The following is a 24,673-nucleotide window of genomic DNA, read 5'->3' as shown; positions in this document are numbered from 1 at the left end:
CCGTGCCTCCCGTCCGTCAGTGCGTCAGGTGTCGGTCCGTGCGGACGCGACCTCGAGGGTCACGACGACCGCCACCACGGCGAGCGCCGTGACCGGCAGCGACACCGCCGGCACCGCGATCGACGCGAGGACGACGAGCACCAGGGCCACCACGACGGCGTTGGCCCGTGCCGACAGCGACGGCCGGATCGCGAGCGCCCAGATCGACAGCACGAACACCGCGACCGGCACCGCGACGGTCGCGGCGACCGAGGCGGACGACAGCGCGACGTGTCCGGCGTCGGCGCTGACCGCGACCTCGATGCCGGCGGGCAGGGCACCGGCGGCGGCGAAGACGAAGTAGTGGCCGTAGCCGAACACGAGCGCGGTGGGGAGCGAGCGGATGTGTGCGTGCTGCTCGCGGGAGAAGTAGATCCACCACATGCCGACGGTGATCACCAGCCCGCACCCGGCGAGCGCCAGCAGGGCTCCGAGGTGCTCGGTGTGCGCGAGGGCATCGATCACCGCGCCGGCCGATGCCACCAGCCCCTCGCCCAGGACGATGAGGGTGAACAGGGAGAACCGCTCGGCCAGGTGCCGGGTGTGCCACGGGGCCGTCCCCGTCGAGGTCTGCGCCCAGATCGGCACCGACAGCTCGGCGAGCACGAGGAACGGTGCGGCGTACCCCCAGACGTCGTCGGGCAGGGCGAGTGAGACCACCCAGAGCAGCTGCACGACCGTGACGCCGACGGCGTGCAGGATGGCGGTCCGCCGGTACCGGGTGGAGGACGCGGCGGCGCGGATCCACTGCCCGACCAGGGCCAGCCGCATGACGACGTAGCCGATGACGCCGATCGTGAAGTCGTTCTCGACCATGGCCGCGTGCACCCCGGCGGCGAGGACGAGCACCCCCGCCATCTGCACGAAGGTCATCACCCGGTAGAGCCAGTCGTCGGTGTCGAACGACGTGGCGAACCAGGTGAAGTTCATCCACGCCCACCAGATCGAGAAGAACACCAGCCCGTAGGCCAGGACGGCGGAGGCGACGTGGCCCTCGAGCTCGATCTCGTGCAGGTTCGTCGCGGCGAAGCCCACCGCGACGACGAACACCAGGTCGAACAGGAGCTCCAGCGGGCTCGCTGCCCGGTGTCGCTGGTCGGGGTCGCGCGGCACCATCCGGCGCAGTCCGATGGTCGGCATGGGGCCAACGGTAGGGCATCCCCAGAACGCGGACTGCTGACGGCGGGACCGGCCCGGCCGATCTGTCCGTGTGCAGGCCCCGCACCACCAGACCCAGCCCGTCTCGGCCGTGTACGTCGTGTCCGGCCGAACCCCTCCGACAGGAGTCCCGGTGACCTCACCGCGTCCCGCCGTCCGTCCCAGGTCGTTCCGCCGAGCGGCCGTCAGCGCCACCGCCGGCGCACTGACCGCCGCCACGCTGCTGGCGTTGGCCGTCACCCCGGCGCACGCCGCGACCTCGGACATCCCGCGCTCACCGGCCGATCCGACCGCTGCGGTGGCCGCACCGCAGGAAGACCCTGGAGGCTCGTCCCGCGTCGGTCCCGCCGCGGACGGCGTGCAGGTGGGTTCCGGCTCCTACGCGCCGGCCCCGCCGGACGAGATCACGGACATCGCCGACGTGCGGAAGACGCTGGACCAGCGGCTGTACATCGACCCGTCGAAGGCCGGCGAGCCGGTGCCGACGAACCAGTGGTGGACGGACCTGCTGGTCAGCAAGTACTCCGGCGACATGTGGGCGTACCCGTTCGTCTCGTCGAACAGTGCCGCGGGCACGAAGCTCACGATCCCGACGCGGTGGAACAGCGACGGCACGGCGATGCGCCTGGAGTCCCCCGTGACGGTGGGCGGGACGGTGGAGCCGACCCCCGACGCGAGCGACCGCACCCTCGCCGACTTCGAGGACGGCCTGCCCGACGGCTGGACCGCGACCGGTGACGCCTTCACCGCCACCGCCACCGGGACGGCCGCCGGGCAGAGCGCGGTCTCCGGGTGGCTCGGCGGACGCTTCCTGAACTCGTTCAGCGACGAGGACGGCGACGGCGCGACCGGCACGCTCACCTCGCCGGCGTTCACGATCGACCGTTCGACCCTGGCGTTCCTGGTCGGCGGTGGCCGACACCCCGACCACGAAGCCGTGCAGCTCCTGGTCGACGGCGACGTCGTGGCGAGCAGCACCGGGACGGACAGCGAACAGCTGCGCTGGGACAGCTGGGACGTCTCCGCCCACCGAGGGCAGTCCGCGCAGCTGCGGATCGTCGATGACCTGCGTGCCGGGTGGGCACACGTGCTGGTCGACCAGGTCCTGCTCACCGACGCCCCGGACGGCCTCGCTGACCGCTTCGCGACCACGTTCCGGGCGAAGCAGGCCGATGCGCTCCGCTGGGGCGACTGGAACGTCAGCTGGCGGATGCCGCAGGACGGCCCGGGCGGGCAGTACATGGACGTCACGAGCGTGCAGGGTTCGCCGTACGAGTGGTTCGAGTTCCACGGCATGACCCCGCGCCTCACCCTGCAGGACGGTGCTGAGATCACCGACGGGGACGGCGAACCGCTCGACCTGCCGGTGACGACGGACCGGTTCGAGATCCGCCAGGACGGCCACGTCTTCGGCGTGCACGCCCCCGACGGGACGACCTTCACCCGTGTCGGGAACGCGCTGGAGGTCTCATCCGGCACGCCCTACCTGGTGCTCAGCGCGGTGCCCGAGCAGGGGCTGTCCCTCGATGACCTGCACCGCACCGCCTTCGCGGTCCCCCGTGACACGACGATGACGTACTCGTACGACCCGGCGGCGGCGAACGTCCGCCAGCAGTGGTCGATCCGCACCGACACGCTGCAGGGCGACGACCACGACACCGTGCAGGGCTGGCTGCAGCACCAGTACGCCGACGCCACCACGAACCTGCGCTTCACCGGCGCCACCTACGAGACCCCGCGCGGCACCATGCGGACCACCGTCGGCCACGACGGCTGGACCCTGGACTACGCGTTCACGGGCATCACGCCGATCGGTGCCACGCCCGAGGCGGTCGGGGAAGACCCGTACTCCGAGCAGGTCATGCGCGAGTACCTGCACGACTACGCCGCGAAGACGACGTACGGCGGGGACACCTACTGGGGCGGCAAGGACGTCCTGCAGCTCGCCGAGTACATGACGATCGCGCGGCAGATCGGTGCCAACGAGGACGCCCGGACGCTGCAGGACACCCTCGAGCGCGCCCTGACCGACTGGTACACGTACACGGACGGCGAAGCGGAGCACTTCTTCGCGATGTACCCGACGTGGAAGGCCCTGATCGGGTTCGCCGACTCGTACGGGTCGGCCCAGTTCAACGACAACCACTTCCACTACGGGTACTTCGCCGTCGCGACCGCCATGCTCGGCCGGGTCGACCACGAGTGGGCCGCGAAGTACCAGGGCATGGCGACGCTCGTCGCGAAGCAGTACGCGAACTGGGACCGCGACGACGCCCGGTTCCCGCACATGCGCACGTTCGGCGTCTGGGAGGGCCGGTCGAACGCCGGCGGCGTGTCGTCACCCGGCGGCAACAACCAGGAGTCGTCGTCCGAGGCGATCCAGTCCGAGGCGGGGCTCTTCCTGCTCGGCTCGGTCCTCGGCGACGAGGAGATGCAGGCCGCCGGTGCGGTGCAGTACGTCACCGAGCGCGCGGCCGTCCGCGACTACTGGCAGAACGTCCGCGGCAACCCCGCCTCGGCGTCGTACGACGGCAACGGCGCGTTCCCGGACGAGTACGAGCACGGGCAGGCGGGGATCCTGTTCGACTCCGGGCAGGCCCACGCGACGTACTTCTCCGGCGACCCCGCCTGGATCTCCGGCATCCAGTGGATGCCGATCGCCCCGTGGTTCGACTACTTCGGCTGGGACCCGGGCTTCTCGAAGGCCCTGATGCGCGAGATGATGGCCGCTCGCCCGGAGTCCATCGGGCAGGCCGGCGTCACCGACGGCAACGCGGCACGCATCCAGATGCTCACGAAGAAGTGGTGGGGCGTCGGCAGCTACGGCGACGTGAAGATCACCCGCGACCGCCCGGCCGCGATCGGTGAGCTGCAGGACGCGATCCGCGCGGTCGAGACGAACCACCCCGGGTACATCACCCGACGAACCGCAGCGAACCCCCTGTACGTCCCGGCCACCGACACCTTGCTGGTGAGCGTGGAGGACGACGGACGGGTGGTGTTCCCGGACCGGTACTGGACCCCGGAGAACCTGCCCGACTCGCTGGTGCCCACTGAGCTCGACGGTCCCACCGCCGACCGGAAGCCCCAGGACTGGCCGACGCCGTCCCCGCTGATGCCGTTCCTGGTGGACGACTTCCGCGCCGACACCGCGACCATCGACCAGCTGTACGGCGTCGACCTCACCGACCACACCCCGGGCGAGGACACCGAGCACGCCGCACGGGTGTTCAGCGGCATGGGTGACGCCCTCGGCAACGTCGTGCTCGGGTTCCTCGGGCAGTACGACCCGGACACCTACGCCGACGTGCACGCCGCTCTGTGGGCCGCCGACGACCCGGCCGTGACCGGACAGTCGATGGCTGGCCTCGTCTACCACCAGGCGATGTCGAACCGGACCGTCGGCACCGAGGTCACCGACCGGCACACCTCGGACCCGCTCAGCCAGGTGTTCCGCGCACCGGACGGCACGATCAGCTACGTGCTCGACAACCCCGACACCGTGCAGCACACGTACGACGTCTACGAGGGCACCGAGGTGATCGGCCAGATCGCGGTCCCGGCCCAGACGCAGATCACGTCGCACCTGGACGCGCGGCTCACCGAGGTGGTCGTCAGCACCCAGGGCGCCCCGAAGACGATCGTCCCCGGCGCGACCACGACCTTCACCGCCACCGGCTACGACCAGTACGGCGCCACCGTCGCGCTGGACGAGGTCACCTGGTCGACCGACACCGGCACGATCAGCGCCGATGGCCTCCACCGCGCATCGGAGCGCGCGGAGCAGGCGACGGTCACCGCCACGATCGGCGGGGTGCACGGGTCGTACGCCTTCCGGGTCGCACCGGCACCGGTCCTCACCGGGTTCGACGTCACGCCCGGCTTCGACCGGCTCGTCGTCGGGACGCCACAGCGGTTCCGTGCCGCCGGCCACGACCAGTACGGCGACCCGGCGGCCCTGCCCGCCGACGTCACCTGGTCGTACACCGGCGCCGGGAGCGCCGGGACCGACGGCACCGTGACGACCACCGCCGCGGGCTCCGGGTACGTCGTCGCGACCGGTGGCGGTGTCGAGGGCTCGGCGGTCGTCGCCTCGGTGACGTCGATCCCCGACGCCGCAGCGGGTGCCGACGTCGACGCGAGCTCCTCGGACGGCGGGAACGTCGCCGGGAAGGCCGTCGACGGGGACCGCAGCACCCGGTGGGAGAGCGCGCACGGTGTGGACGAGGTCGACTACACGATCGACCTCGGGCGGCTGACCGACGTCGGCACCGTGCGGGTGGACTGGGAGAACGCCGCCGCCGCACGGTACGTGCTGCAGGTCCGGGACACCGCCGACGGCCCCTGGCGCGACGTGCGGACCGTCGACAAGACAACGGCCGACATGGACACGGTGCCCGTGGGCGAGACCGCCCGGTTCGTGCGCCTGCACCTGACCGACCGCCTCACCGGGTACGGGTACTCCATCTGGGAGGTGCACGTGTCCGGCACCCCGGCGGCCTCGACCGTCGACGTCGAGGACGTGCTCGTCGCACCGCGCAGCGCGACCGTCCGCACCGGTGACACGGTCCGGATGGCGGCCTACGGGTTCGACCGCCACGGGTTCGGCGGGCGGCTCGCCGCGGACCGCCCGGAGTGGGCCGTCGACGGCGGCGGAAGTGTCGAACCGGACGGCGTCGTCACCGCAGCGACCGAGGGCGGCGTGACCGCGACGGTCACGGCCACCGTGCCAGGAGCATCCGGGACGGCCACCGTCACGACCCTCGACGAGGCGACCGACGGTGACGACGACGGCGGAACGGCACCCGCCCGCTCTCGTGACATTGCCGCCGGCAAGCCCGTCACCACCTCGTCGGACGAGCGCGGCGACCTGTCCGGCGGCAACTCGGTGGACGGCGACGACCGGACCCGGTGGGCCAGCGCAGCACGCGACGGTGAGTGGTTGGCGGTCGACCTCGGGCAGGTCGTGCCGATCGACCAGGTGCAGATCGACTGGGAGGCCGCGTGGGCCGAGGCCTACCGCGTCCAGGTCCGCGACGACGAAGACGCCCCCTGGCAGACCGTCGCGGAAGAAGCCCACGGGACCGGCGGCGAGGCGACCCACCGGTTTGAGGGCGACGACGTCACCGGCCGCTGGGTCCGGGTCGTCGCAGACCTCCGGCACACCGCGTTCGGGGTCTCCCTCTGGGACCTCCGCGTCACCTCGACGCAGGGCAAACCGACGCCGGACCTGGCACGACGGGCGACCGTGTCGTCGTCGGCCGACGAGGGCGACGGCGTGCCCGCGCACAACGCCGTGGACGGCGACCCGGGATCGCGCTGGGCGAGCGGGCACACCGACGACCAGTGGCTCGCCGTCGACCTCGGCGCACCGCACCGCCTGCACGGCGCGGTGCTCCGGTGGGAGGACGCCTTCGGACGCTCCTACCGGATCGAGGCGCGGAACGCGGGCGACGACGGGTGGACGACGCTCGCCACCGAGACCGACGGTGACGGCGGGACCGACCGGCACGCCCTGGACGGCTCGTGGCGGTACGTCCGCGTGCACGGTGTCGAACGGGCGACCCCGTACGGCTACTCGCTGTACGACCTCGAGATCCGGTAGCCGGGGCAGCACCCGTCGGACGACGCCGCCGCGGTGCGGTTACGTCGTCCGACGGATGCCCCCGACCGGCCGGACCACGGATCCTGGCGGGACACCACCCGCACCACGTCAGGAGCACGGACCATGACCAGCACCCCCCTCGAGACCCTCGGCATCATCGGCGCCGGCAACGTCGGCGCGCAGATCGCCCGCCGCGCGATCGCCGTCGGTCTCGACGTCGTCCTCGCGAACTCCCGCGGGCCCGAGACGCTCGAGTCCCTGATCGACGAGCTCTCCCCCGGTGCCGGAGCAGCCACCGTCGCCGACGCCGCCCGGGCCGGTGACGTGGTCGTCGTCTCGATCCCGATCAACGGCTACCGGGACCTGCCGGCCGAGGCGTTCGCGGGCAAGGTCGTCGTCGACACCGGCAACTACTACCCGGAGTTCTTCGGACCGGTGGACGAGCTCGAGCAGGGCGCGGTGCCGACCACCTCCGAGCTGCTCCAGCAGTCGCTGCCGGATGCTCGCGTCATCAAGGCGTTCAACAACCTCGGCGCCGCCGACGTCACCACGGACGGGTCCCCCGCCGGAACGCCGGGGCGCCGAGCCCTGACCGTCGCCGGGGACGATGCGGACGCGAAGGCCGTCGTCACCGAGCTGCTCGACCGGTTCGGGTTCGACGTGGTCGACGTGGGACCGCTGAGCGAGGGCTGGCGGTACGAACGCGACCAGCCGGCGTACGGCGTGCGGCACGACCGGGCCGGCATGACCGCCGCTCTGGCGGCAGCGGCTCGCCGCTAGCCCGCCGCCGTCACCCCGGGCGCCGCCTGCGCCTCGGGGTCGTCCCGCACCGCAGCCGCGACGAGGGTGTCGAGCAGCCCGGGCCAGCGCGCCTCGAGCGCGTCCCGGCGCAGCTGCACGGCGTGCTCGCGTCCCGTCACACGGGTCCGGGTCAGTCCGGACTCGCGCAGCACCTTGAAGTGGTGCGAGAGCGTCGTCTTGTGGATGTCGAGTCGGTAGTCGGTGAGGTTGCACGGGTGGTAGTCGCCGTCCGACAGTCGCTCGATGATCACGAGTCGCGCGGGGTCACCGGCCGCCCGGAGCACCCGAACGAGTTCGAGGTCGTCGACGTCGGGCAGCGGGAAGGGGTCGTGCCCGACCTTCGACTCTTCGTTTGACATGCATCAAACCTATCAGGAATGATCTCAATGGTTTGATGCTTGTCAAACAAAGCCGAGGCAACGACCTCGGAACCGAAGGAGTGACCACCGTGCCCACCACCACCGACCCCCGCGTCACCGACAACCGTGCCGCGATCCGCGCCGACCGACCGCCCATCGGCCGCATCGCGATCGTCACCGCGGACCGCGTCGAGGACGTCGAGTTCTTCTACCCCTACTACCGGTTCGTCGAGGCCGGCTACGACGTCGACGTCCTGACGCCCGACGGCGGGACCGTCACCGGGTACGTCGGCCTGTCCCTGCGGACCGGGCTGCAGCGCGTCGCGGACGCCACCGCCGAGCACTACGACGCGGTCTTCATCCCCGGCGGCCTGGCCCCGGCCGAGGTCCGGACCGTCCCCGAGGCCCTGGCGTTCCTCCGGGACTTCGCCGCCACGGGCCGACTCATCGGTGCCGTGTGCCACGGACCCCAGGTCCTGGCCTCCGCCGGGCTGGTCGACGGACGCAGCCTGACGTCCTGGCGCGAGGTCGCCGACGAGGTCCGTGCGGCCGGCGGCACCTGGATCGACGAGCCGGTCGTCGAGGACGGCCAGTTCGTCACCGCCCGGAAGCCCGGCGACATGCCGCAGCAGCTGGCCCGGATCCTCGAGCGGCTCGCCACGGCACGGACGGAACGCGACGATGTCTGATCCCGTCCGCACCCCCTTCTCCGCGTCCGCCACCGCGGCCGACGTCCTCGCCGACGTGGACCTGCACGGCCGCCGGTACCTGGTGACCGGCGGCGCCTCCGGCATCGGCGCGGAGACCGCCCGCGCCCTCGCCGGTGCCGGAGCCGAGGTCGTCGTCGGGGTGCGCGACACGGCCCGCGCGGACGCGGCGTTCGCCGACCTGGAGGCCCATGGCCTGGTCGTGCCACGTGCGCTCGACCTCAGCGACCTCGGTTCCGTGCGCCGGTTCACGGACGCGTGGCAGGGCACGGTCGACGGGGTGGTCGCCAACGCCGGCGTGATGGCCCTGCCCGAGAAGCAACTCGCGGCATCGGGTTGGGAGATGCAGCTCGCGACGAACCACCTCGGCCACTTCGCCCTGCTGCTCGGGTTGCGGGAACACCTGTTCGCCGCCGGGTCCGCCCGGGTGGTGACGGTGAGCTCGACCGCGCACCTGCGCTCCCCGTTCCACTTCGAGGACCCGCACTTCGCCGTGCGTCCGTACGACCGGTGGGCCGCCTACGCGCAGTCGAAGACGGCCGACGTGCTCCTCGCGGTGGGCGTCGCGGACCGCTGGGCGGAGCACGGCGTCACCGCGAACGCGGTCATGCCCGGCTGGATCACGACCCGGCTGCAGCGCCACCTCGACGACGCGACGCTCCGGGCGATGGGCGCACTCGACGACGACGGCAACCGGATCGAGCAGCCGTTCTTCAAGACCGCGGCGCAGGGCGCGGCGACGTCGGCACTGCTGGTCGCCTCCCCTCTGGTCGCCGGCGTGACCGGGCGGTACTTCGAGGACAACCAGGAGTCGCCCGTGCTCGACGACGGCACCGGCCACGACCGCGGGGTGGCGCGGTACGCGCTGGACCACGGTGCCGCGGAGCGGCTCTGGACGCTGGGTTCCGGATACGTCACCTGACGGATGCTGCCGGGACGGGCCTCCTGTCAGCGTGGAGCACGCCACGCACCATCCGTCACCAGCGACCCACGAGGAGCCCACCATGACCGGAAACCCGAAGCACATCGCCCTGGAGCCCGCCGCCCAGGAGTTCGTCGACGCGACGTCGAACCCGCCGTTCCTGAACGACCTGCCGCCCGCCGAGGGACGCAAGGCGGTCGACTCCGTGCAGGACTCCCCGATCTTCAAGCCCGAGGTCGACGAGGAATGGCTGGAGATCGAGGGCGGTCCCACCGGCACCGTGAACATCCGCCTGGTCAAGCCGGCCGGCACCACCGCGAACCTGCCCGTGATCCTGTACGTGCACGGTGCCGGCTGGGTCTTCGGCGACGCCCACACCCACGACCGCCTGGTGCGCGACCTCGCCATCGGGTCGAACGCCGCCGTCGTGTTCCCGGAGTACGACCGCTCCCCCGAGGTCGGCCACCCGGTCGCGCTCGAGCAGTCCTACGCCGCAGCCCAGTGGGTCGTCAAGGAGGGCGGCGAGAAGGGGTTGGACGCCTCGCGCTTCGCGGTCTCGGGCGACTCGGTCGGCGGCAACATGGCGATCGCCCTGGCGCTCCTCGCCGCCGAGCGCGGGGACGTCGAGTTCGTGAAGCTCGTCGCCTTCTACCCGGTGACGAACGCCGCGTTCGACACCGGCTCGTACGAGGAGTTCGCCGAGGGCTACTTCCTCACCCGTGCCGGCATGCAGTGGTACTGGGACCAGTACACGACCGACGAGGCCGTGCGCGCCCTGCCCACGGTGTCGCCGCTCCGCGCACCGCTCGAGGTGCTCGCGACGCTGCCCGACACCCTCGTCATCACCGGTGAGGCCGACGTGCTCCGCGACGAGGGCGAGGCCTTCGCGGCACGCCTGCGCGAAGCCGGCGTCAAGGCGACGAACGCCCGCTTCGGCGGTATCGTCCACGACTTCGTGATGGTGAACGCACTGCACGACACCGAGGCCGCGAAGCACGCGCTGATGCTCGCCACCGCGTCGCTCCGTGCCGCCCTTGCCTGAGCAGGAGCGTGCCCGCGCGAGCACCCCGGAGACGCTCGAGACGCTCGTCGCGCGCGAGGAGATCCGGACGCTGCTGGCGACCTACGCCCGCGGAGCCGACCGACGCGACGCCGTGCTCGAGGCGTCCGTGTTCACCGAGGACGGGGTCGTCGCGCTGTACGAGGGCGACCCCTCCTCGCACGAGCCGGTCGACACGATCCACGGTCGGGAGCACCTGGCCGAGACGTTCGCCGGACTGATCGCCCGGTACGAGGTGACGACGTACCTCAACGGTCAGTCCATGATCCGGTTCACGGGACCCGACACCGCCGACGGCGAGACGTACTGCGTCGCGTTCCACGTCCTGCACGACGGCGGCGAGCGGGTGCTCCTGACGATGGCCATCCGCTACCTCGACCGGTTCGTCCGGGTCGAGGGCGGGTGGGCGATCGGGCACCGGGACCTGGTCTTCGACTGGACCGACCGGTCCCCGTCGCACACGTGACTGAGACCGCCACCGCACACGGACACCGACCACCGACCACCGACCACCGACCACCGACCACCGACGGAGACACCATGTCGCAACCGCTCGAATCGCTCATGCACGCCAACCTGTTCGAGGTGTTCGGGGAACGCGACCCGGACCGCCGCCGCGCCGCCATCGAGCGGACCTACGCCCCCGACGTCGAGTTCCTGGACCCCGACGAGGTCGTCACCGGCCACGACGCCCTGCACACCAAGGCGCAGCGCCTGCTCGACGAGGCTCCCGGGTTCGTGTTCTCGCCGGCCGGCCCGGTCTACGAGAACCACGGGATGGGGTACCTCGCCTGGCACTTCGGACCGGAGGGAGCGCCGCCCGTCGTGTCCGGGATGGACATCTGCTTCGTCGAGGGTGACCGCATCGCGAAGGTCTACACGCTGCTGACCAGCTGAACCCACCCGCAGACGCCCGACCCGCCGCAGTGTCACGCACCCTGCGATGATGGTCGGGCGTCTGGACGGTGGGCGAGGCAGGAGGACACGGGCGATGTCGATGCAGCACGAGGTGCCCCCGGAGTCCCCGTACGCCTACATGAGCGCCGAGCAGGTGCGGACCTGGTACGCCTACATGAAGCTCCAGCTGCGCCTGCGGTACGAGATGAACCGGCAGTTGCGCGCCGACAGCGACATCTCGCTCGCCGACTACGACGTCCTCGTCGCCCTCACGAGCGAGCCGGGCGGCGAGATGACGATGTCGGCCCTGGCGACCCGCATCGGGTGGGAGCGCAGCCGTGCCTCGCACCACGCGAAACGCATGGCCGAACGCGGGTTCCTCGAACTCCGTCGGAGCGAGCACGACCGGCGCACCACCGCCGTCGCCCTGACCGACACGGGCTGGCGGACGCTCCGCGAAGCCACGCCGCGCCACACCGAACTCGTCAAGGACATGTTCTTCAGCGACCTGCGCGAGGACGAGCTGGCGGGCTTCGCCGACGTGCTCGAGCGCGTGTACGAGTCAGTGCTCGAGCACGGCACCCTGCCCCGACCGGCCGACCACCCCTAGCTCCGCTTGCCCTCACGCACCAGCGCGACGTAACTTAGGTGAAAGATCACCTAAACGAGCGAAGGGCAGCGTGTGGACGCCGAACGAGCCGTGTCACCGCCGCTCCCCGACCGTGCACTGTTCGGCCGCGCGGACGAACTCGCGGCCCTCACGCGCCTGCTCGACGACGCCGCGGCGGTGACTGCGGACGGGGCGGCCGAGGACGAAGCGGCAGAGCGCGGCGCCGCGGTCCTGGTCGAGGGTGAGGCGGGCATCGGCAAGACGACGCTGCTCGCCGCCGTCGAGCGGCACGCGCGGCGGACCGGCTTCCGCGTGCTGACCTGCACCGGCATCCAGGGGGCGAACAGCGTGGGCTTCGACGGCCTGCACGAGCTGCTCCACCCACTGCTCCCCTTCGCGTCCGCCCTGCCGCCGCGCCAGCGCACCGCACTGCTCACGGCCCTCGCGGTCGAGGACGGCCCGAGTCCGGACCGCCTGCTGGTGAGCACCGCGACGCTCGGGCTGCTCGAGGAGGCCGCGTCGCACCGCCCGGTGTTCGTCCGCGCCGAGGACCTGCAGTGGCTCGACCGGTCCACCACCGAGGTGCTCGACTTCGTGGGGCGCCGGCTCACGCACACCCCGGTCGTCGTCATCGCGGCGGTCCGGACCGGACACGCTCCGGACGCCGTGCCCCCGTGCAGCTTCACGCGGTTCGAGCTCGGACCGCTCGCCGACGACGCCGCCGAGGCCCTGCTCGACGCCCACGCCGGCACCCTGTCCACCTCGGTCCGCCGACGGGTGCTGGCCGAGGCCGGCGGCAACCCACTCGCTTTGCACGAACTGCCCGTCACCTGGACCACGGGCGGCCCGGCCACCATCGCGTCCCGGCTCCCCACCACGCGGCGGCTCGAGCAGGCGTTCCTCGAGCAGGTCGCCGCCGTCCCGTCCGGCAGCCGCTCGTTCCTGCTGCTCGCCGCGGCGGCCGACGACGCCGGCCTGCAGGACGTCATGGCGGCGGCCCGCACGATGGACCTCGGGGTCGACGACCTCGAGCCGCTCGAGGAACTCGGGCTCCTCCGCACCGACCTCGTCTCCCTGCGCTTCCGACACCCGCTCGTGCGCTCGGCGGTGATCGGCAACGCCTCGGCCGCTGCACGGTCCGCGGCGCACCGGGCACTCGCGTCGGTGGTCACCGACGGCATGCGCGCCGCCTGGCACCGGGCTTCGGCGACGTTCGAGCGGGACGAGTCCATCGCCGCTGACCTCGAGACCGCCGCCGACCGCGCGGCACAGCGGGGTGCCCGCCCCGAGGCGGTCCGGGCCTACGAGCGTGCGGCCACCCTGTCGCAGGGCGTCACCGGTCGGGCACGTCGGCTGGGCCGGGCTGCCGAGACCGCACGGGCCGCCGGCATGACGGCCGAGGCGATCGAGCTCCTGGAACAGGTCGACTCCCTCGCCGCCGACCCCGAGACGGTCACCGAGACCGCCGTCACGCAGACGGTCCTGAGCCTGACCACGGGTGCTGCCGGTCGACCGCGCATCGAACTCCGCCGGATCCGACCCGTGCTCGCCGGCCCGGAGCACGCGGACCGACTCGTGCGGGTGCTCTGGGCGGCGGCCCTCAATGCCCGCGGCCGCAACCTGCCGCGATCGGAGTGGCAGGACATCGAGGCGGCCCTGCTCGCGACACGCTCGGCGAGCCCGCTGAAGTCGGTGGCCCTCGCCGTGCTGGCGCCGCTCGGCTCCGCCCAGCACCTGCGCACCGAACTCGCACACCTGGTGCCGCAGCTCACCGAGCAACCGCTCGCGATGGCGTCCCTCGCGATCGCAGCCGAGTCCCAGCAGGACCTCGAGACCGCGCTGACGTGCTGGGAGCTGGCGTACGAGCGTGCACACCAGCTCGGCGCCGTCGCCGACGAGACCCAGGCGCTCCGCGGCCGGGCGACGGTGCTCATGCTGCGCGGGCGGGTGCGGGACGGTCTGGCCGACGCCGAGTACGCCGTCCGCATCGCCCGCGACGTCCAGCTCCCGCTCATCGCCGGGATGGCCTACGCCACGCTCGCCCGGGGCCACGCCCTGCTCGGCGACGACGAGGCCGCGCTGGCCGCCCTGCGCGAGGGCTCGGAGTTCGCGCACGGCGGGCGGCTCGCCCTGGCCAGCGCCGACGCGCGGTGGGCAGCGGGACTGGTCGCCCTCGGTCAGCGGCGCCACCGGGACGCCCAGATCGAGTTCACGCACATGACCGTCCACGCGACCCGGTCCCTGTGGGCGATCGCCGACCGCGCCGAGGCCGCGGTCCGGGGCGGTCGACCCGGGTCGGTCGTCGAGAACCTCGCCGAGGCCGAGGCGGTCGCCCGTACCACCGGGTCCGCGCACCTGACCGCCCTCGTCGTGCGGAGCCGGGCCCTGCTCGCCGAGGGCACGGACTCGACGGGAACCGACACCGACGGCGCGGGCGGCGCGGACCCGGAGTCCCTCTACGCCCGCGCGATCGAGGCCGGCCGCCTCGCGGACTCCCCGGTCGAACTGGCGAGGACCCAGCTGCTGTTCGGCGAGTGGCTCCGCCGCGAGCGTCGGGTGGTCGAGGCTCGGCTGCACCTCCGCGAGGCGCTCCACGCGTTCGACGCCGCCGGCACCGCGGGCTTCGCCGCCCGCGCCGCGGCGGAACTCCGCGCAGCCGGCGAGGCCCCGGAACGGGCCGACAGCACGACGGCGCCGACACGCGAACGGCTCACACCCCAGGAGCTGCAGATCGCGCGGCTCGCCGCCGCCGGCATGACGAACCGCGAGATCGCGGACCGCATCTACCTGTCGCACCGCACCGTCAGCACCCACCTGTACAAGGTGTTCCCCAAGCTCGGCGTGACGAGTCGCACCGAGCTGGCGGCCGCGCTGGCGGCGTCCGGTCCGACGGACTGACGCACCGGGCGACGACCTGGAGGCACGGGTTACGTCACGCAACGGATGCACCGTGGGCGGACCAGCTGCGAGCCTCGTGGCGGCGACCCGGCATCGGGTCGCGACCACGACGACCACCGGGAGGCGCCCATGCCGGAAGGCTCCGCCGACGACACCGCCGACCACGCGGCTGCGCGGCTGCCGGACGCGCCGAGCGCGTTCTTCACGGCCCTCGTGACCGAGCACTTCGTGCTCCAGACCGCGCGCGGCGTCACCGTCTCGGAGTCGTCGACCCGGGCAGCGATCTACCTGACGACACTGTCGAGCGCCCTGGTGGCGTTCGGGTTCCTGGCCGACACCGACTTCGCCACGGGCTACCTCGCCGTGGTGATCCCGGTCGTCGTGCTGCTCGGGGTCTTCACCTACGAGCGACTCGTCCAGACCTCGCTGGAGGACGTGGTCGCCCTCGCCGCGATGCAGCGGATCCGCCGCTGGTACGGCACGATCCTGCCCGGCGCCCGGCGGTACTTCCCGGTGCCCGAGGACCGGATCGCGCCGAACGAGCTGCTCGACATCGGGCTCCGGCTGTCCTGGCGCGGGATGTTCTTCACGCTGTCGAGCGCGATCGCGGTCGTGAACTGCATCGTCGCCGGTGCCGGGGCGGCACTGCTGACCGCGAGCACGTGGGCGCCGTCCGGGTCCCTGGCGACCGGGGTGGTCACGGCCGTCCTGCTCGCCGGTGTGCACGGGGTCTACCAGGAGCGTCGGTACGCGCGGGTCCTCGGCATCCTGCGGTCCGACACCCGAGAACGACGACGAGAACGAGACGGACTGACACCATGACCGAACCCCTCCTGCAGGCACACGACCTGACGAAGTCGTTCCCCGGGCCGGAACAGTCGAGGGTCCCGGTGCTCCGGGGTGTCTCACTGTCCGTGCTGCCGGGCGAGTTCGTCGCCGTCGTCGGCCCCAGCGGCTCCGGCAAGTCGACGCTGCTGTACTGCCTGTCCGCCCTCGAGCCCTACGACAGCGGATCGGTGTCGATCGCCGGGCAACGCCTCGAGACCCTCCGACCGAAGCAACTGCAGGCACTCCGCCGTTCGACGGTCGGCTTCGTGTTCCAGTCCTTCAACCTCATCCCGTCGCTGACCGCGCGGCAGAACATCGCGCTGCCCGCCAGCCTCGCCCACCGGCCGGTCTCCGCGGACCAGGTCGACGCGGCGCTCGCCTCGGTCGGACTCGCCGACCGCGGCGACCACCGACCGGGCGCGCTGTCCGGCGGGCAGCAGCAGCGGGTCGCGATCGCCCGGGTCCTGGCGTCCGAACCGCACGTCGTGTTCGCCGACGAGCCGACCGGCGCGCTCGACACCACCGCCGGTGACGCGGTCCTCGACCTGCTGCGCCGGGTGGCCGACGGTGACAGGTCGGTGGTGATGGTCACGCACGACCTCGAAGCGGCTGCGCGTGCCGACCGTGTGCTCGTCCTGCGCGACGGGGCCGTGCACCGCGAGCTGGCGCACCCGGACGCCGCCGCGGTCCTCGAAGCACTGACCGCCGCCGCGCAGGAGGCCTGACGTGCTCCGACTCGTCCTGAGCGACCTGCGGCAGAACGCCGGCATCTGGATCGGCGCACTCGTCGTCAGCGCAGCCACCGCGGCGGCTGCCGCCATCGCGGCCGGGATGCTCGAGACCGGCTTCGCGATCATCGGGTCAGGCAGGCCGACGGACCTACTCCGGGCCGGCGGCCTCGCCACGCTCGCGTCGCTCGTCGTCGTGCTGACGATCGTCGCCGTCATCGCGGTCCTCGGCAGCGTCACCCGCCTGACGATCGACCTGCAGCGGCGGGGCTACGCGCTCTGGCAGCTGGTGGGGGTGCCGTCCCGCACGGTGACGGCGGTCGTCCGGCTGCAGCTCGCCGTCGTGGCGCTGGTCGGCAGCACGATCGGCTGCCTCGTCGTGGCGCCGTTCGTGCCGGCGTTCCTGCACTTCGGCTTGTCGGAGTCCGACGGGCTCCGGGACCTCGACGAACGGTTCGGTCCGACGAGCGCTGTCTCGGTCGTGCTCGCCGTGACGGTCGTGGTCGTCCTGAGCAGTCTCCGGCCGTCGCGCCGAGCCGGTCTCGTCCGCCCGATCGAGGTCCTGCGGGAGCCGGAGTCCGTCCGCACCCGGACGACCTGGACCCGCTGGGCCGCGAGTGCCGTCGCACTGCTGCTCGCCGGGCTCCTGACCAGTTCGATCGTCGACGCCGGCGTCCGGACCGGAGGGCAGGTGCTGCTGATCGGGCCGCTCGTGACGGCGGCCTGCACCGCGATCGGCCCCGTGGTGTTCCCGGCCACCCTCCGGGCCTGGACCGCGGTGGTGCCCGCGCACCGATCGGCATCGTGGTTCCTCGCACGCAACGCCGCCGCGTTCTCCGTCGACCGGAGCAGCGCCACGGTGAGCGCGCTCGTCATCACGATCGCCCTGCCCGGCAGCCTCTTCGCCGGCTTCGACACCCTGGGTGACGCCGTGCACCGGACCACGGGGTCGTCGTCGGGTGGTGGACTCGACGTGCAGAGCGTCCTGCTCATGCTCGGCGGGCCGCTGCTCGTGTCGCTCTTCGGCGCGGCCGCCACCGTCCTGATGGCCGGACGCACCCGCGAGCAGGAGGCCGCGCTGGTCGAGGCCGCCGGCGGGTCCCGCGCCACCGTGCTCGCCCGCGCAGCGTGGGAGTCCGTCATCCTCGTCGGCACCGCGGTCCTCGTCGCCGCCGTCGTCCTCGTGCTGACCGCCTGCGGACAAGCCGTCGCGCTCGCGGTCACCGTCCCCGGCACGCAGCCCCACCTGGGCCTGCAGGCCGCCCTGCCGGCCGCCCTCGTGAGCCTCGTGCTCATGGTGGCCGCCGGCACGATCCCCCTCGTCACCGGACGCCGACGCAGCATCCCGCTCGTCCTCGCCGCCGACTGACCCCGAACCAGGAAGACCCCTCTTGCGCATCCTCTTCTCCGGCGTCCCCGCACTCGGACACCTCCTGCCCCTCGTCCCGCTCGCCCGTGCCGCACAGGCGGCCGGCCACGATGCCGCCCTGCTCACCAGTGGTGGGATGCGCGAGCCCCTGGCGACCGAACTGCCCACGGTGCCGGTCCTGGCGGCCGGACCCATGCCTCCCGACCTGTTCTCCGAAGTGGCCCGCCGCATCCCCGGCAGCGACCCCGCGAACCGGCCCGAGCCGGCGGCCGTCGCCGAGTTCTTCGCCGGCACCCGCGTCGACCTGACCGTCGACGACGCCGTGCGCGCAGCGCGCGGGTGGGCGCCCGACGTGGTCGTCGCGGACGCCGTCGACCTGGTCGGGCCGCTCGTCGCCGCGGAACTCGGCGTGCCGTACGCGACCGTCGCCTTCGGCCCCGAGGTCCCCGAGGAGTTCCGCCGCCCGATGGCCGAGCTCGTCCTCCCCCGCTACGCCGAGCGAGGAGTGGTGCCGACCCCGCCCATCGCCCTGCTCGACCCGACGCCGGTGTCGCTGCAGGCACCCGGGTGGACGCAGCCGCCCGTCACGATCCCGTTCCGCTCCGAACCGCACAGCCGACCGGACGCCGCCGCCGCCGAGCAGCCGCTCGCACCGGTCTCGGCGCGCGGAGGACGACCGCGGGTGCTCGTCACCCTCGGCACGGTCTTCGGCGACGCCGCGCTGCTGACGGCGATCCTCGACGGGTTCCAGCCCGACGAGGCCGACCTGGTGGCGACCGTCGGGGTCATCGGCGAGCGCCTCGACGACAGCGAGCACGTGCGCTTCGTGCCGTTCCGCCCGATGCGCGAGCTGCTCGAGGGCGTGGACCTGGTCGTCGCAGCGGCCGGTGCCGGCACGGTGCTCGCCGCGGCCAGCGTGGGCGTGCCGATGGTGCTGCTCCCGCAGGGCGCGGACCAGTTCATCAACGCCGCCCGTGCCGCCGAGGCCGGTGTCGCGGTCGTGGTCGACGAGCCGTCGGCGGTCGGTCCTGCGGTGCACCGGATGCTCGCGGAGCGCAGTCACTTCGCCGCGGCACGGCGACTGGGCGACGAGACCGCGCAGCGCCCGAGCGCGACGGACGCCGTCAGGGAGCTCGTCGAACGGGTCGAGCGCGTCGCCTGACGACGACGCTCGTCAGCGGTCGGTCGGCCCGGGTCCTGTGGGGTCCGGGCCGAACACCGTCTGGGTGAACCGCTGCGCGAGCGGGTCGTCCTGGTCCCCGAGCCGGATGCCGAGCAGCGTGTTGATGAGCATCCCCTTGGCCAGGAACGACTCCGCCGCGGACTCCGACAGCCCGGCCTCCTCGACCAGGAAGTGCAGGATCCGGGTGAAGCCGTCTCGGGCGACCGGTCCGACGACGGGGTCGGCACCGAGCATGTACGACTGCATCACGATGAGGTGCACGCCGTCCTCGGTCGCGAGCGCACGGTACGCAGCGCCGAGGCGGGACGCGACGGCGCCCGGCTGCCCGTCGTCGAGTGCCGCCCGGAACGCGTCGAGCACGGCTTCGAGGCACCCGTCGACGACGGCGAGGAACAGGTTCTCCTTCGAGCCGAACATCCGGACGACGTACGGCTGGCTGATGCCCGCGGCCTGGGCGATGCGCTCCGTGGTCGCGCCGTGGTACCCCTGCCGGGCGAACACGGCGGCCGCCGCGGTCAGGGTGGCCTCGCGCCGCTGGCTGCCGGCCATGCGCTCCGCACCCTTCGGGACCGGACCCCTTGCTGTCTCCATGCCGCGAGGGTATCATTCGATTCCATGAGTAATGAATCGATTACTAACAACGCCACGAAGCCCGCCGGCTTCCCCCCGGTCCGCCGGGTCCTGCCCGTCCTCGTCACCCAGATCCTGGTCGCGATGACCGTCGCCGGAGCGTTCGCCGGCCTGTACATCGGCCTGCAGAAGGCCCCGACACCCCACCACCTGCCCATCGCCGTCGTCGGCACCCAGGTGGCCGACGCGGCGGGCGAGGCGCTCGGCGACCGCGCCGACGTGCGCACCGCCGGTTCCCCCTCCGACGCACGCGACCTCGTCCGGTCCCGCGACGCGGTCGCAGCCCTCGTCCCCGGCAGCGACGGTTGGTCCCTGTACACGGCAGGCGCCGAGGGACGGAGCGCGACGACCGCCGCGACCACGATGCTCTCCGGGGTCGCGGCCGGCGCCGGTGCCTCCGTCACCAGCACACAGGACGTCGTCCCGCTCGCGACGAACGATGCCCAGGGCATCGCGGGGTTCTACCTGGTCTTCGGCACGACCCTGGCGGCGTTCATCCTGGCGCAGGTCATGAACTCACTCGGCGCCCTCGCGCGCCTCCGCACCCGGATCGTCGTCACGGTGGTGGGGAGCATCGCCGCAGCCGCGGTGGTCGCCGTCATCGCCGGGCCGATCGACGGCGCCGTCCCCGCAGCGACGGGCGCCGTGATCGTGGTGCTCTCGCTCCTCGCCGTCGCCGTCTCGCTGTCCACGATGGCGATCACCTCGATCGTCGGACCGATGGGCGTGATCGTCTCGACGCTCCTCTTCACAACCCTCGGCAACGCGACGAGCGGTGCGACGATCAGCACCCACCTGTTGCCACCCGTGCTCGCCACCGTCGGACAGGCCCTCCCGCCGGGTGCCGCGTTCGGCGCAGTCACGGGGTTCAGCTACTTCGACGGGGCTGGCGCGACGGGCGCGCTCCTCACGTTGGGTGCGTGGATCGTCGCCGCAGCCGTGTCCCTGTCGGTGGCGCACGGGGTGCGGACCGGCGCCGCACGGCGACGGGACGTCGCGGCGATCGTCGGACCGGTGCCGCCGGCCGCCGTCGTGGCGTGAGCGATGCGGTCACCGCGAGCGGCTGACGGACTGGAGGCCCGGTGCCAGCTGGCACCGGGCCTCCAGTCCGCCTGTCGGCACGGCCGATTCGTTGCCTGATCGAGACACCGGTCCGGTCCGTCGTACGGCATGGTTGACCCACCGATGGCAGGCAGGACGGAGCGCACGGTGGAACGAGTGGTGGGGTGGCCCACGGTCGCGGTGGTCGTCGTCGTGACGATGTCGATGCTGACGCTGATCCCGACGACCACCTGCGCCGATGCCGTTCCCGGAGAAGCGACGAGCTACTGCACGACCGAGCCGATGATCGGTGTCGCGGGCGCGTGGATCGCCGCCTTCGCCGGTGTCGTCGTGCTCGCGGTCTGCGTGTGGCAGATCGTCCGGGCGGCCCGAGCCGGCCGCGTGCCGATCGACTGATGCCGCTCCAGGAATGTGCGGCGGAACAGCCGTGCGAGGATTCGTCAACCGCACTCTCAAGGGGAACAACCGCCATGACCACAGCCCGCACACTCCACTGGGTCAGCACCGTGCTCCTCGCCGTGGGGTTCCTCGGCGTCGGGGCGCTGATGTACGACGCGTCTTACGGCCCGGAGGGCGGCGGCGCGAACATCGGCCTGGGCCTCGCCCTCATCCCGTGCCTCGGATCAGGCGTCGTCGGGCTCGCACTGGGAGCCGCTGCCTTGGTCGCCACGTGGTGGGGCACCCGGGCCGAGCGCTCGCGGACTGCGGTCCGGTGACACAGATGTCCGCCCCGTCCGCTGCGCGTCCCTGGGCACTGATCGCCGTCGCGGTCCTGGTGGGCTGGGCGATCGCGACGGCGCTGCTGTTCCCGGTCACGGGGATGGACGAGCACGAGGGGCCCGGCGACCAGGTGTGGCGGACCTCGTCGAGCACGCTCGGCGTGCCGCTCTCACCGGAGTGGGACGTCGTCGTCTGGCTCGCCGCACTCGCGCTGGTGCCGGTCGTCGTCGTCAGGCTCGCGTTCCTGCTCCGCCGCCGACGACCGCGCACCGCGCCCGTCAGTCCGTCGCCGGGTGGCCCTGTCCGCTGAGGTGTGCGCGGAGCACGTCACGGACGCTCGTCCAGGACTGCACGCCGTAGCGGTCGTTGTCGACGTGGTGCAGCTGCGCCTGCCCGCTGAACATGCTCACGAAGTACTGCATCCCCTGCCATGCCGGGAACGTCTCGTCGGGGTCCTTCGACAGGCGCCTGCCGACGGCGCTCATCGCGGACAGGGTGCCGGTGGTGCCGGCCCACTGCAGCCGGAAGCGCTCCCCCGTCAGCTCGCTCATGGTGCGTGCGACGTCGCGTGCGGTGACCTGGTCGCCCGCCATCTCGATCACCCGCGGAGCATCGTCGTCCAGCGCGGCGAGGGCTGTGACCCGGGCGACGTCGTCCTTCGTGGTGAAGTCGAGCACCTGGTCCGCCGACGACCAGAACAGCACGAGCCGACGGCCGGACAGGATCATCGGGGCCTCGCCGGTCAGCAGGTCGGTGAACATGCCGGTCAGGATCGAGGTCGCCTGCACGGGGGCCGCGTCGAGGTCGGCGGCGAACTCGCGCCGCAGCTCGAAGTTGCGGTTGGTGCCGGGTGCGATCCGCCGGTAGTCGGCCGAGTAGTCGGACGGGATGAACCGCCGGACGCCCGCCGCCACGGTCGCCGCGAGCAGCGCGCGCTGGGCGTCGACGATCACCGGGCGGGTCCCGCTCACGGCGGAGACCACGACGTCGGCGCCGCTCACGGCCCGGGTCAGGGCGTCGTGGTCGCCGTACTCGGCGGCAACCACGTCGACACGGGCGTCGTCGCCGAAGCGTTCTGCGGCGGTCCTGCTGCCGGGCCGGGTGAGGACCCGGACCCGCACGTCGTGCTGGGTGAGCTCGCGGACGATGCGATGCCCGAGGTCGCCGGTGGCGCCGGCGACGAGGATGGTGGTGGTCATGGGCGGGGCCTCACTGCAGTGGTGGTCGACGTGGTCGTCGCGGTGCGCCGTCGGGATCGCTCCGGGACGGCGAGGGGGTGCTGGAACGTGGGGTCTGCCTGGTCCGGTCCGGCGGTGCCGAGCCCGGCGGTGAGCGCGACGCGGGCCAGCAGCCGGCGCAGCGTCGTCTGTTCGTCGTCGTCGAGGTGCCGCATGAGCACGCCCTCGGCGCCGCGCAGGGCGGACCGCGTCCGGGCGAGCAGGGCACGGCCGGCGTCGGTGGGGTGGACCTGCCGCACCCGCCGGTCGGTCGGGGCGGGGCGGCGCTCGACGAGCCCGCCCGCCTCGAGCGCGTCGACGATGTAGGTCATCTGGGTCTTGTCGATCCCGAGGCGCTGCGCGAGCCCGAGTTGCGACGACGGCTCCTCGGTCGTGGTCGCGACGAGCACCTGGTAGCCACGGGGACCTCCCGGCACGTCGGCGACCGCCTCGCTGCCCAAACGCGTGAAGCCCTGGAGCGCCAGCGGCAGCGCCCACCCGAGTTCGGATTCGATGCCCTCGGCGCCCCAGTCGATCTCGGGGAGCGCGTCGGTCGGCGTCGGACTGTCCATACCGGAGACCGTACCGGAACAAGATCGTCTTGTGCAAAGATCATCTGCGATCAAGACGGACAACCGCCCTGACGCCAAGCAGCCGAGGACCCCATGTCGGACACCGCAGCCATCACCCCGTTCACCCTCGACGTCCCCCAGGCGGAACTCGACGACCTGCGCCGCCGTCTCCTGACCACCCGCTGGCCCGATGCCGAGACCGTCGAGGACACCTCGCAGGGGCCCCGACTCGAGAAGGTCCGCGCCCTCGTCGAACACTGGACGACGGAGTACGACTGGCGCCGGACCGAAGCACTGCTGAACGGCTGGGGCCAGCACACGACCCACATCGACGGGCTCGAGGTCCACTTCCTGCACGTCCGGTCCGCCGTCCCCGGCGCCCGCCCGCTCCTGCTCACCCACGGCTGGCCCGGTTCCGTCCTGGAGTTCCGCCACGCGATCGGTCCGCTCACCGACCCGGTGGCGCACGGCGGCGACGCGGCGGACGCGTTCCACGTCGTGATCCCGAGCCTGCCCGGGTTCGGCTTCTCCGGGAAGCCGACGACGACCGGGTGGAACACCGCCCGGACCGCGAGGGCCTGGTCGGTGCTGATGTCCCGGCTCGGGTACACGGACTGGTTCGCCCAGGGCGGCGACCTCGGCGCCACCGTCACCGCGGAGCTCGCGGCACTGCAGGCCGCCGGGGACATCGGACTCGCCGGGATCCACCTCAACATGGCGCTGTTCATGCCGACGGACGACGAAGCCCGGAACGCCTCCCCCGACGAGCGGGTCATGCTGCAGGAGAGCGGCCACTACTGGCGGGAGCTGTCGGCCTACTCGCAGCAGATGTCGACCCGCCCGCAGACAATCGGGTACTCGTTGGCGGACTCCCCCGTCGGGCTGGCGTCGTGGATCTACGCGATGTTCCAGGACGTCGGCGGCTCCCACGACGAACACGGCGATGCCGAACGGCTCTTCCCGCTCGACGAGATCATCGACGACGTCATGCTGTACTGGCTGCCGAACACCGCTGCGTCCTCGGCGCGCATCTACTGGGAGGCGACGCGGACCGGCTGGGCCACCCCGGGCACCGTCGAGGAACCACTGACCCTGCCCGTCGGACTGAGCATCATGCCCGGCGAGTACGTCCGCCGGTCGCGCCGCTGGGCAGCGCGCCGGTACACCGACCTGGTGTTCTTCAACGAGGTCACGCGCGGCGGGCACTTCGCGATGCTCGAACAGCCGGAGCTGCTCGTCGACGACGTCCGTGCGACGTTCCGGAACCTGCGCTGATACCTTGTGGTCAGCGAGTAGGTACCGCTACTC

At 72.5% G+C, this 24,673-nt stretch carries 23 protein-coding genes; 18 read left to right on the top strand and 5 right to left on the bottom strand.

All coding sequences use genetic code 11. The annotated features are described in order from the left end of the window. Window positions 1-24: 24 nt before the first annotated feature. Window positions 25-1,179: a low temperature requirement protein A gene (locus tag DEJ11_RS06275; RefSeq protein WP_175473003.1), complete on the bottom strand. Its 1,155-nt coding sequence runs from the start codon at window positions 1,177-1,179 to the stop codon at window positions 25-27. A gap of 151 nt (window positions 1,180-1,330) precedes the next feature. Between DEJ11_RS06275 and DEJ11_RS06270 the strand changes: the two genes are divergently transcribed. Continuing rightward, window positions 1,331-6,802: a discoidin domain-containing protein gene (locus DEJ11_RS06270; RefSeq protein WP_111054336.1), complete on the top strand. Its 5,472-nt coding sequence runs from the start codon at window positions 1,331-1,333 to the stop codon at window positions 6,800-6,802. Between the two features lie 33 nt (window positions 6,803-6,835). Continuing rightward, window positions 6,836-7,582 carry an NADPH-dependent F420 reductase gene (locus DEJ11_RS06265; protein ID WP_111046533.1) on the top strand — a complete coding sequence of 249 codons (747 nt, stop codon included), beginning with the start codon at window positions 6,836-6,838 and terminating at the stop codon, window positions 7,580-7,582. Here DEJ11_RS06265 and DEJ11_RS06260 read toward each other — a convergent pair. Further along, complete coding sequence (locus DEJ11_RS06260) at window positions 7,579-7,962, bottom strand: ArsR/SmtB family transcription factor (protein WP_111046534.1); 384 nt, start codon at window positions 7,960-7,962, stop codon at window positions 7,579-7,581. The two genes, DEJ11_RS06265 and DEJ11_RS06260, sit on opposite strands and share 4 nt — an antisense overlap. An 89-nt stretch (window positions 7,963-8,051) precedes the next feature. On the opposite strand from DEJ11_RS06260, the gene DEJ11_RS06255 reads away from it, so the two are divergent. From DEJ11_RS06255 to DEJ11_RS06205, 11 genes are all read left to right on the top strand, one after another. Next, complete coding sequence (locus DEJ11_RS06255; RefSeq protein ID WP_220035445.1) at window positions 8,052-8,651, top strand: type 1 glutamine amidotransferase domain-containing protein; 600 nt, start codon at window positions 8,052-8,054, stop codon at window positions 8,649-8,651. After that, window positions 8,644-9,591 (top strand): SDR family NAD(P)-dependent oxidoreductase, encoded by a 948-nt coding sequence (locus DEJ11_RS06250; RefSeq protein WP_111054335.1) that lies wholly within the window; start codon window positions 8,644-8,646, stop codon window positions 9,589-9,591. The genes DEJ11_RS06255 and DEJ11_RS06250 overlap by 8 nt, the downstream gene beginning before the upstream one ends. A gap of 82 nt (window positions 9,592-9,673) precedes the next feature. After that, complete coding sequence (locus DEJ11_RS06245; protein ID WP_111054334.1) at window positions 9,674-10,633, top strand: alpha/beta hydrolase; 960 nt, start codon at window positions 9,674-9,676, stop codon at window positions 10,631-10,633. Then, entirely contained in the window at window positions 10,626-11,117 is a 492-nt protein-coding gene (locus tag DEJ11_RS06240) for a nuclear transport factor 2 family protein (RefSeq protein WP_181440628.1), read from the top strand. The genes DEJ11_RS06245 and DEJ11_RS06240 overlap by 8 nt, the downstream gene beginning before the upstream one ends. Window positions 11,118-11,191: 74 nt before the next feature. Continuing rightward, complete coding sequence (locus tag DEJ11_RS06235) at window positions 11,192-11,548, top strand: nuclear transport factor 2 family protein (protein ID WP_244993449.1); 357 nt, start codon at window positions 11,192-11,194, stop codon at window positions 11,546-11,548. A 94-nt stretch (window positions 11,549-11,642) separates the two neighbouring features. Beyond that, a complete protein-coding gene (locus tag DEJ11_RS06230; RefSeq protein ID WP_111030391.1) occupies window positions 11,643-12,158 on the top strand; it encodes a MarR family winged helix-turn-helix transcriptional regulator in 516 nt (171 codons plus the stop codon). 72 nt (window positions 12,159-12,230) lie between these two features. Further along, window positions 12,231-15,056, top strand: a complete 2,826-nt coding sequence (locus tag DEJ11_RS06225) for a helix-turn-helix transcriptional regulator (RefSeq protein ID WP_220038314.1) — start codon at window positions 12,231-12,233, stop codon at window positions 15,054-15,056. A gap of 129 nt (window positions 15,057-15,185) precedes the next feature. Next, window positions 15,186-15,878 carry a hypothetical protein gene (locus DEJ11_RS06220; RefSeq protein ID WP_111102988.1) on the top strand — a complete coding sequence of 231 codons (693 nt, stop codon included), beginning with the start codon at window positions 15,186-15,188 and terminating at the stop codon, window positions 15,876-15,878. Beyond that, the gene (locus DEJ11_RS06215) at window positions 15,875-16,609 is read left to right on the top strand and encodes an ABC transporter ATP-binding protein (RefSeq protein ID WP_111030393.1); all 735 of its coding nucleotides are present in this window, start codon (window positions 15,875-15,877) and stop codon (window positions 16,607-16,609) included. The genes DEJ11_RS06220 and DEJ11_RS06215 overlap by 4 nt, the downstream gene beginning before the upstream one ends. 1 nt (window position 16,610) lies before the next feature. Beyond that, complete coding sequence (locus DEJ11_RS06210; RefSeq protein ID WP_111102987.1) at window positions 16,611-17,981, top strand: FtsX-like permease family protein; 1,371 nt, start codon at window positions 16,611-16,613, stop codon at window positions 17,979-17,981. A gap of 22 nt (window positions 17,982-18,003) precedes the next feature. Next, a complete protein-coding gene (locus DEJ11_RS06205; RefSeq protein WP_111102986.1) occupies window positions 18,004-19,143 on the top strand; it encodes a glycosyltransferase in 1,140 nt (379 codons plus the stop codon). Window positions 19,144-19,155: 12 nt separating this feature from the next. On the opposite strand, the gene DEJ11_RS06200 is transcribed toward DEJ11_RS06205, so the two are convergent. Beyond that, the gene (locus DEJ11_RS06200; RefSeq protein WP_111102985.1) at window positions 19,156-19,755 is read right to left on the bottom strand and encodes a TetR/AcrR family transcriptional regulator; all 600 of its coding nucleotides are present in this window, start codon (window positions 19,753-19,755) and stop codon (window positions 19,156-19,158) included. Between the two features lie 24 nt (window positions 19,756-19,779). On the opposite strand from DEJ11_RS06200, the gene DEJ11_RS06195 reads away from it, so the two are divergent. The 4 genes from DEJ11_RS06195 (at window position 19,780) to DEJ11_RS06180 (ending at window position 21,886) form a co-directional block, all read left to right on the top strand. Then, complete coding sequence (locus tag DEJ11_RS06195) at window positions 19,780-20,835, top strand: hypothetical protein (protein ID WP_146250026.1); 1,056 nt, start codon at window positions 19,780-19,782, stop codon at window positions 20,833-20,835. Window positions 20,836-21,003: 168 nt separating this feature from the next. Continuing rightward, complete coding sequence (locus DEJ11_RS06190) at window positions 21,004-21,252, top strand: hypothetical protein (RefSeq protein WP_181440785.1); 249 nt, start codon at window positions 21,004-21,006, stop codon at window positions 21,250-21,252. 74 nt (window positions 21,253-21,326) lie between these two features. Continuing rightward, window positions 21,327-21,572, top strand: a complete 246-nt coding sequence (locus DEJ11_RS06185) for a hypothetical protein (RefSeq protein ID WP_111024494.1) — start codon at window positions 21,327-21,329, stop codon at window positions 21,570-21,572. Window positions 21,573-21,577: 5 nt separating this feature from the next. Continuing rightward, complete coding sequence (locus tag DEJ11_RS06180; RefSeq protein ID WP_111102981.1) at window positions 21,578-21,886, top strand: hypothetical protein; 309 nt, start codon at window positions 21,578-21,580, stop codon at window positions 21,884-21,886. Here DEJ11_RS06180 and DEJ11_RS06175 read toward each other — a convergent pair. Further along, complete coding sequence (locus DEJ11_RS06175) at window positions 21,855-22,775, bottom strand: NmrA family NAD(P)-binding protein (protein ID WP_111038929.1); 921 nt, start codon at window positions 22,773-22,775, stop codon at window positions 21,855-21,857. The genes DEJ11_RS06180 and DEJ11_RS06175 overlap by 32 nt on opposite strands. After that, a complete protein-coding gene (locus DEJ11_RS06170; RefSeq protein WP_111102980.1) occupies window positions 22,772-23,365 on the bottom strand; it encodes a MarR family winged helix-turn-helix transcriptional regulator in 594 nt (197 codons plus the stop codon). The genes DEJ11_RS06175 and DEJ11_RS06170 overlap by 4 nt, the downstream gene beginning before the upstream one ends. 93 nt (window positions 23,366-23,458) lie before the next feature. On the opposite strand from DEJ11_RS06170, the gene DEJ11_RS06165 reads away from it, so the two are divergent. Next, window positions 23,459-24,640: an epoxide hydrolase family protein gene (locus DEJ11_RS06165; protein WP_111102979.1), complete on the top strand. Its 1,182-nt coding sequence runs from the start codon at window positions 23,459-23,461 to the stop codon at window positions 24,638-24,640. Window positions 24,641-24,673: the final 33 nt, after the last annotated feature.

The organism is Curtobacterium sp. MCLR17_058 (genome assembly GCF_003234705.2).
GTDB classification, from domain to species: Bacteria; Actinomycetota; Actinomycetes; order Actinomycetales; family Microbacteriaceae; genus Curtobacterium; species Curtobacterium flaccumfaciens.
Note: the sequence above shows the minus strand (reverse complement) of the source record. Positions and strands in the feature narration are given on the sequence as shown.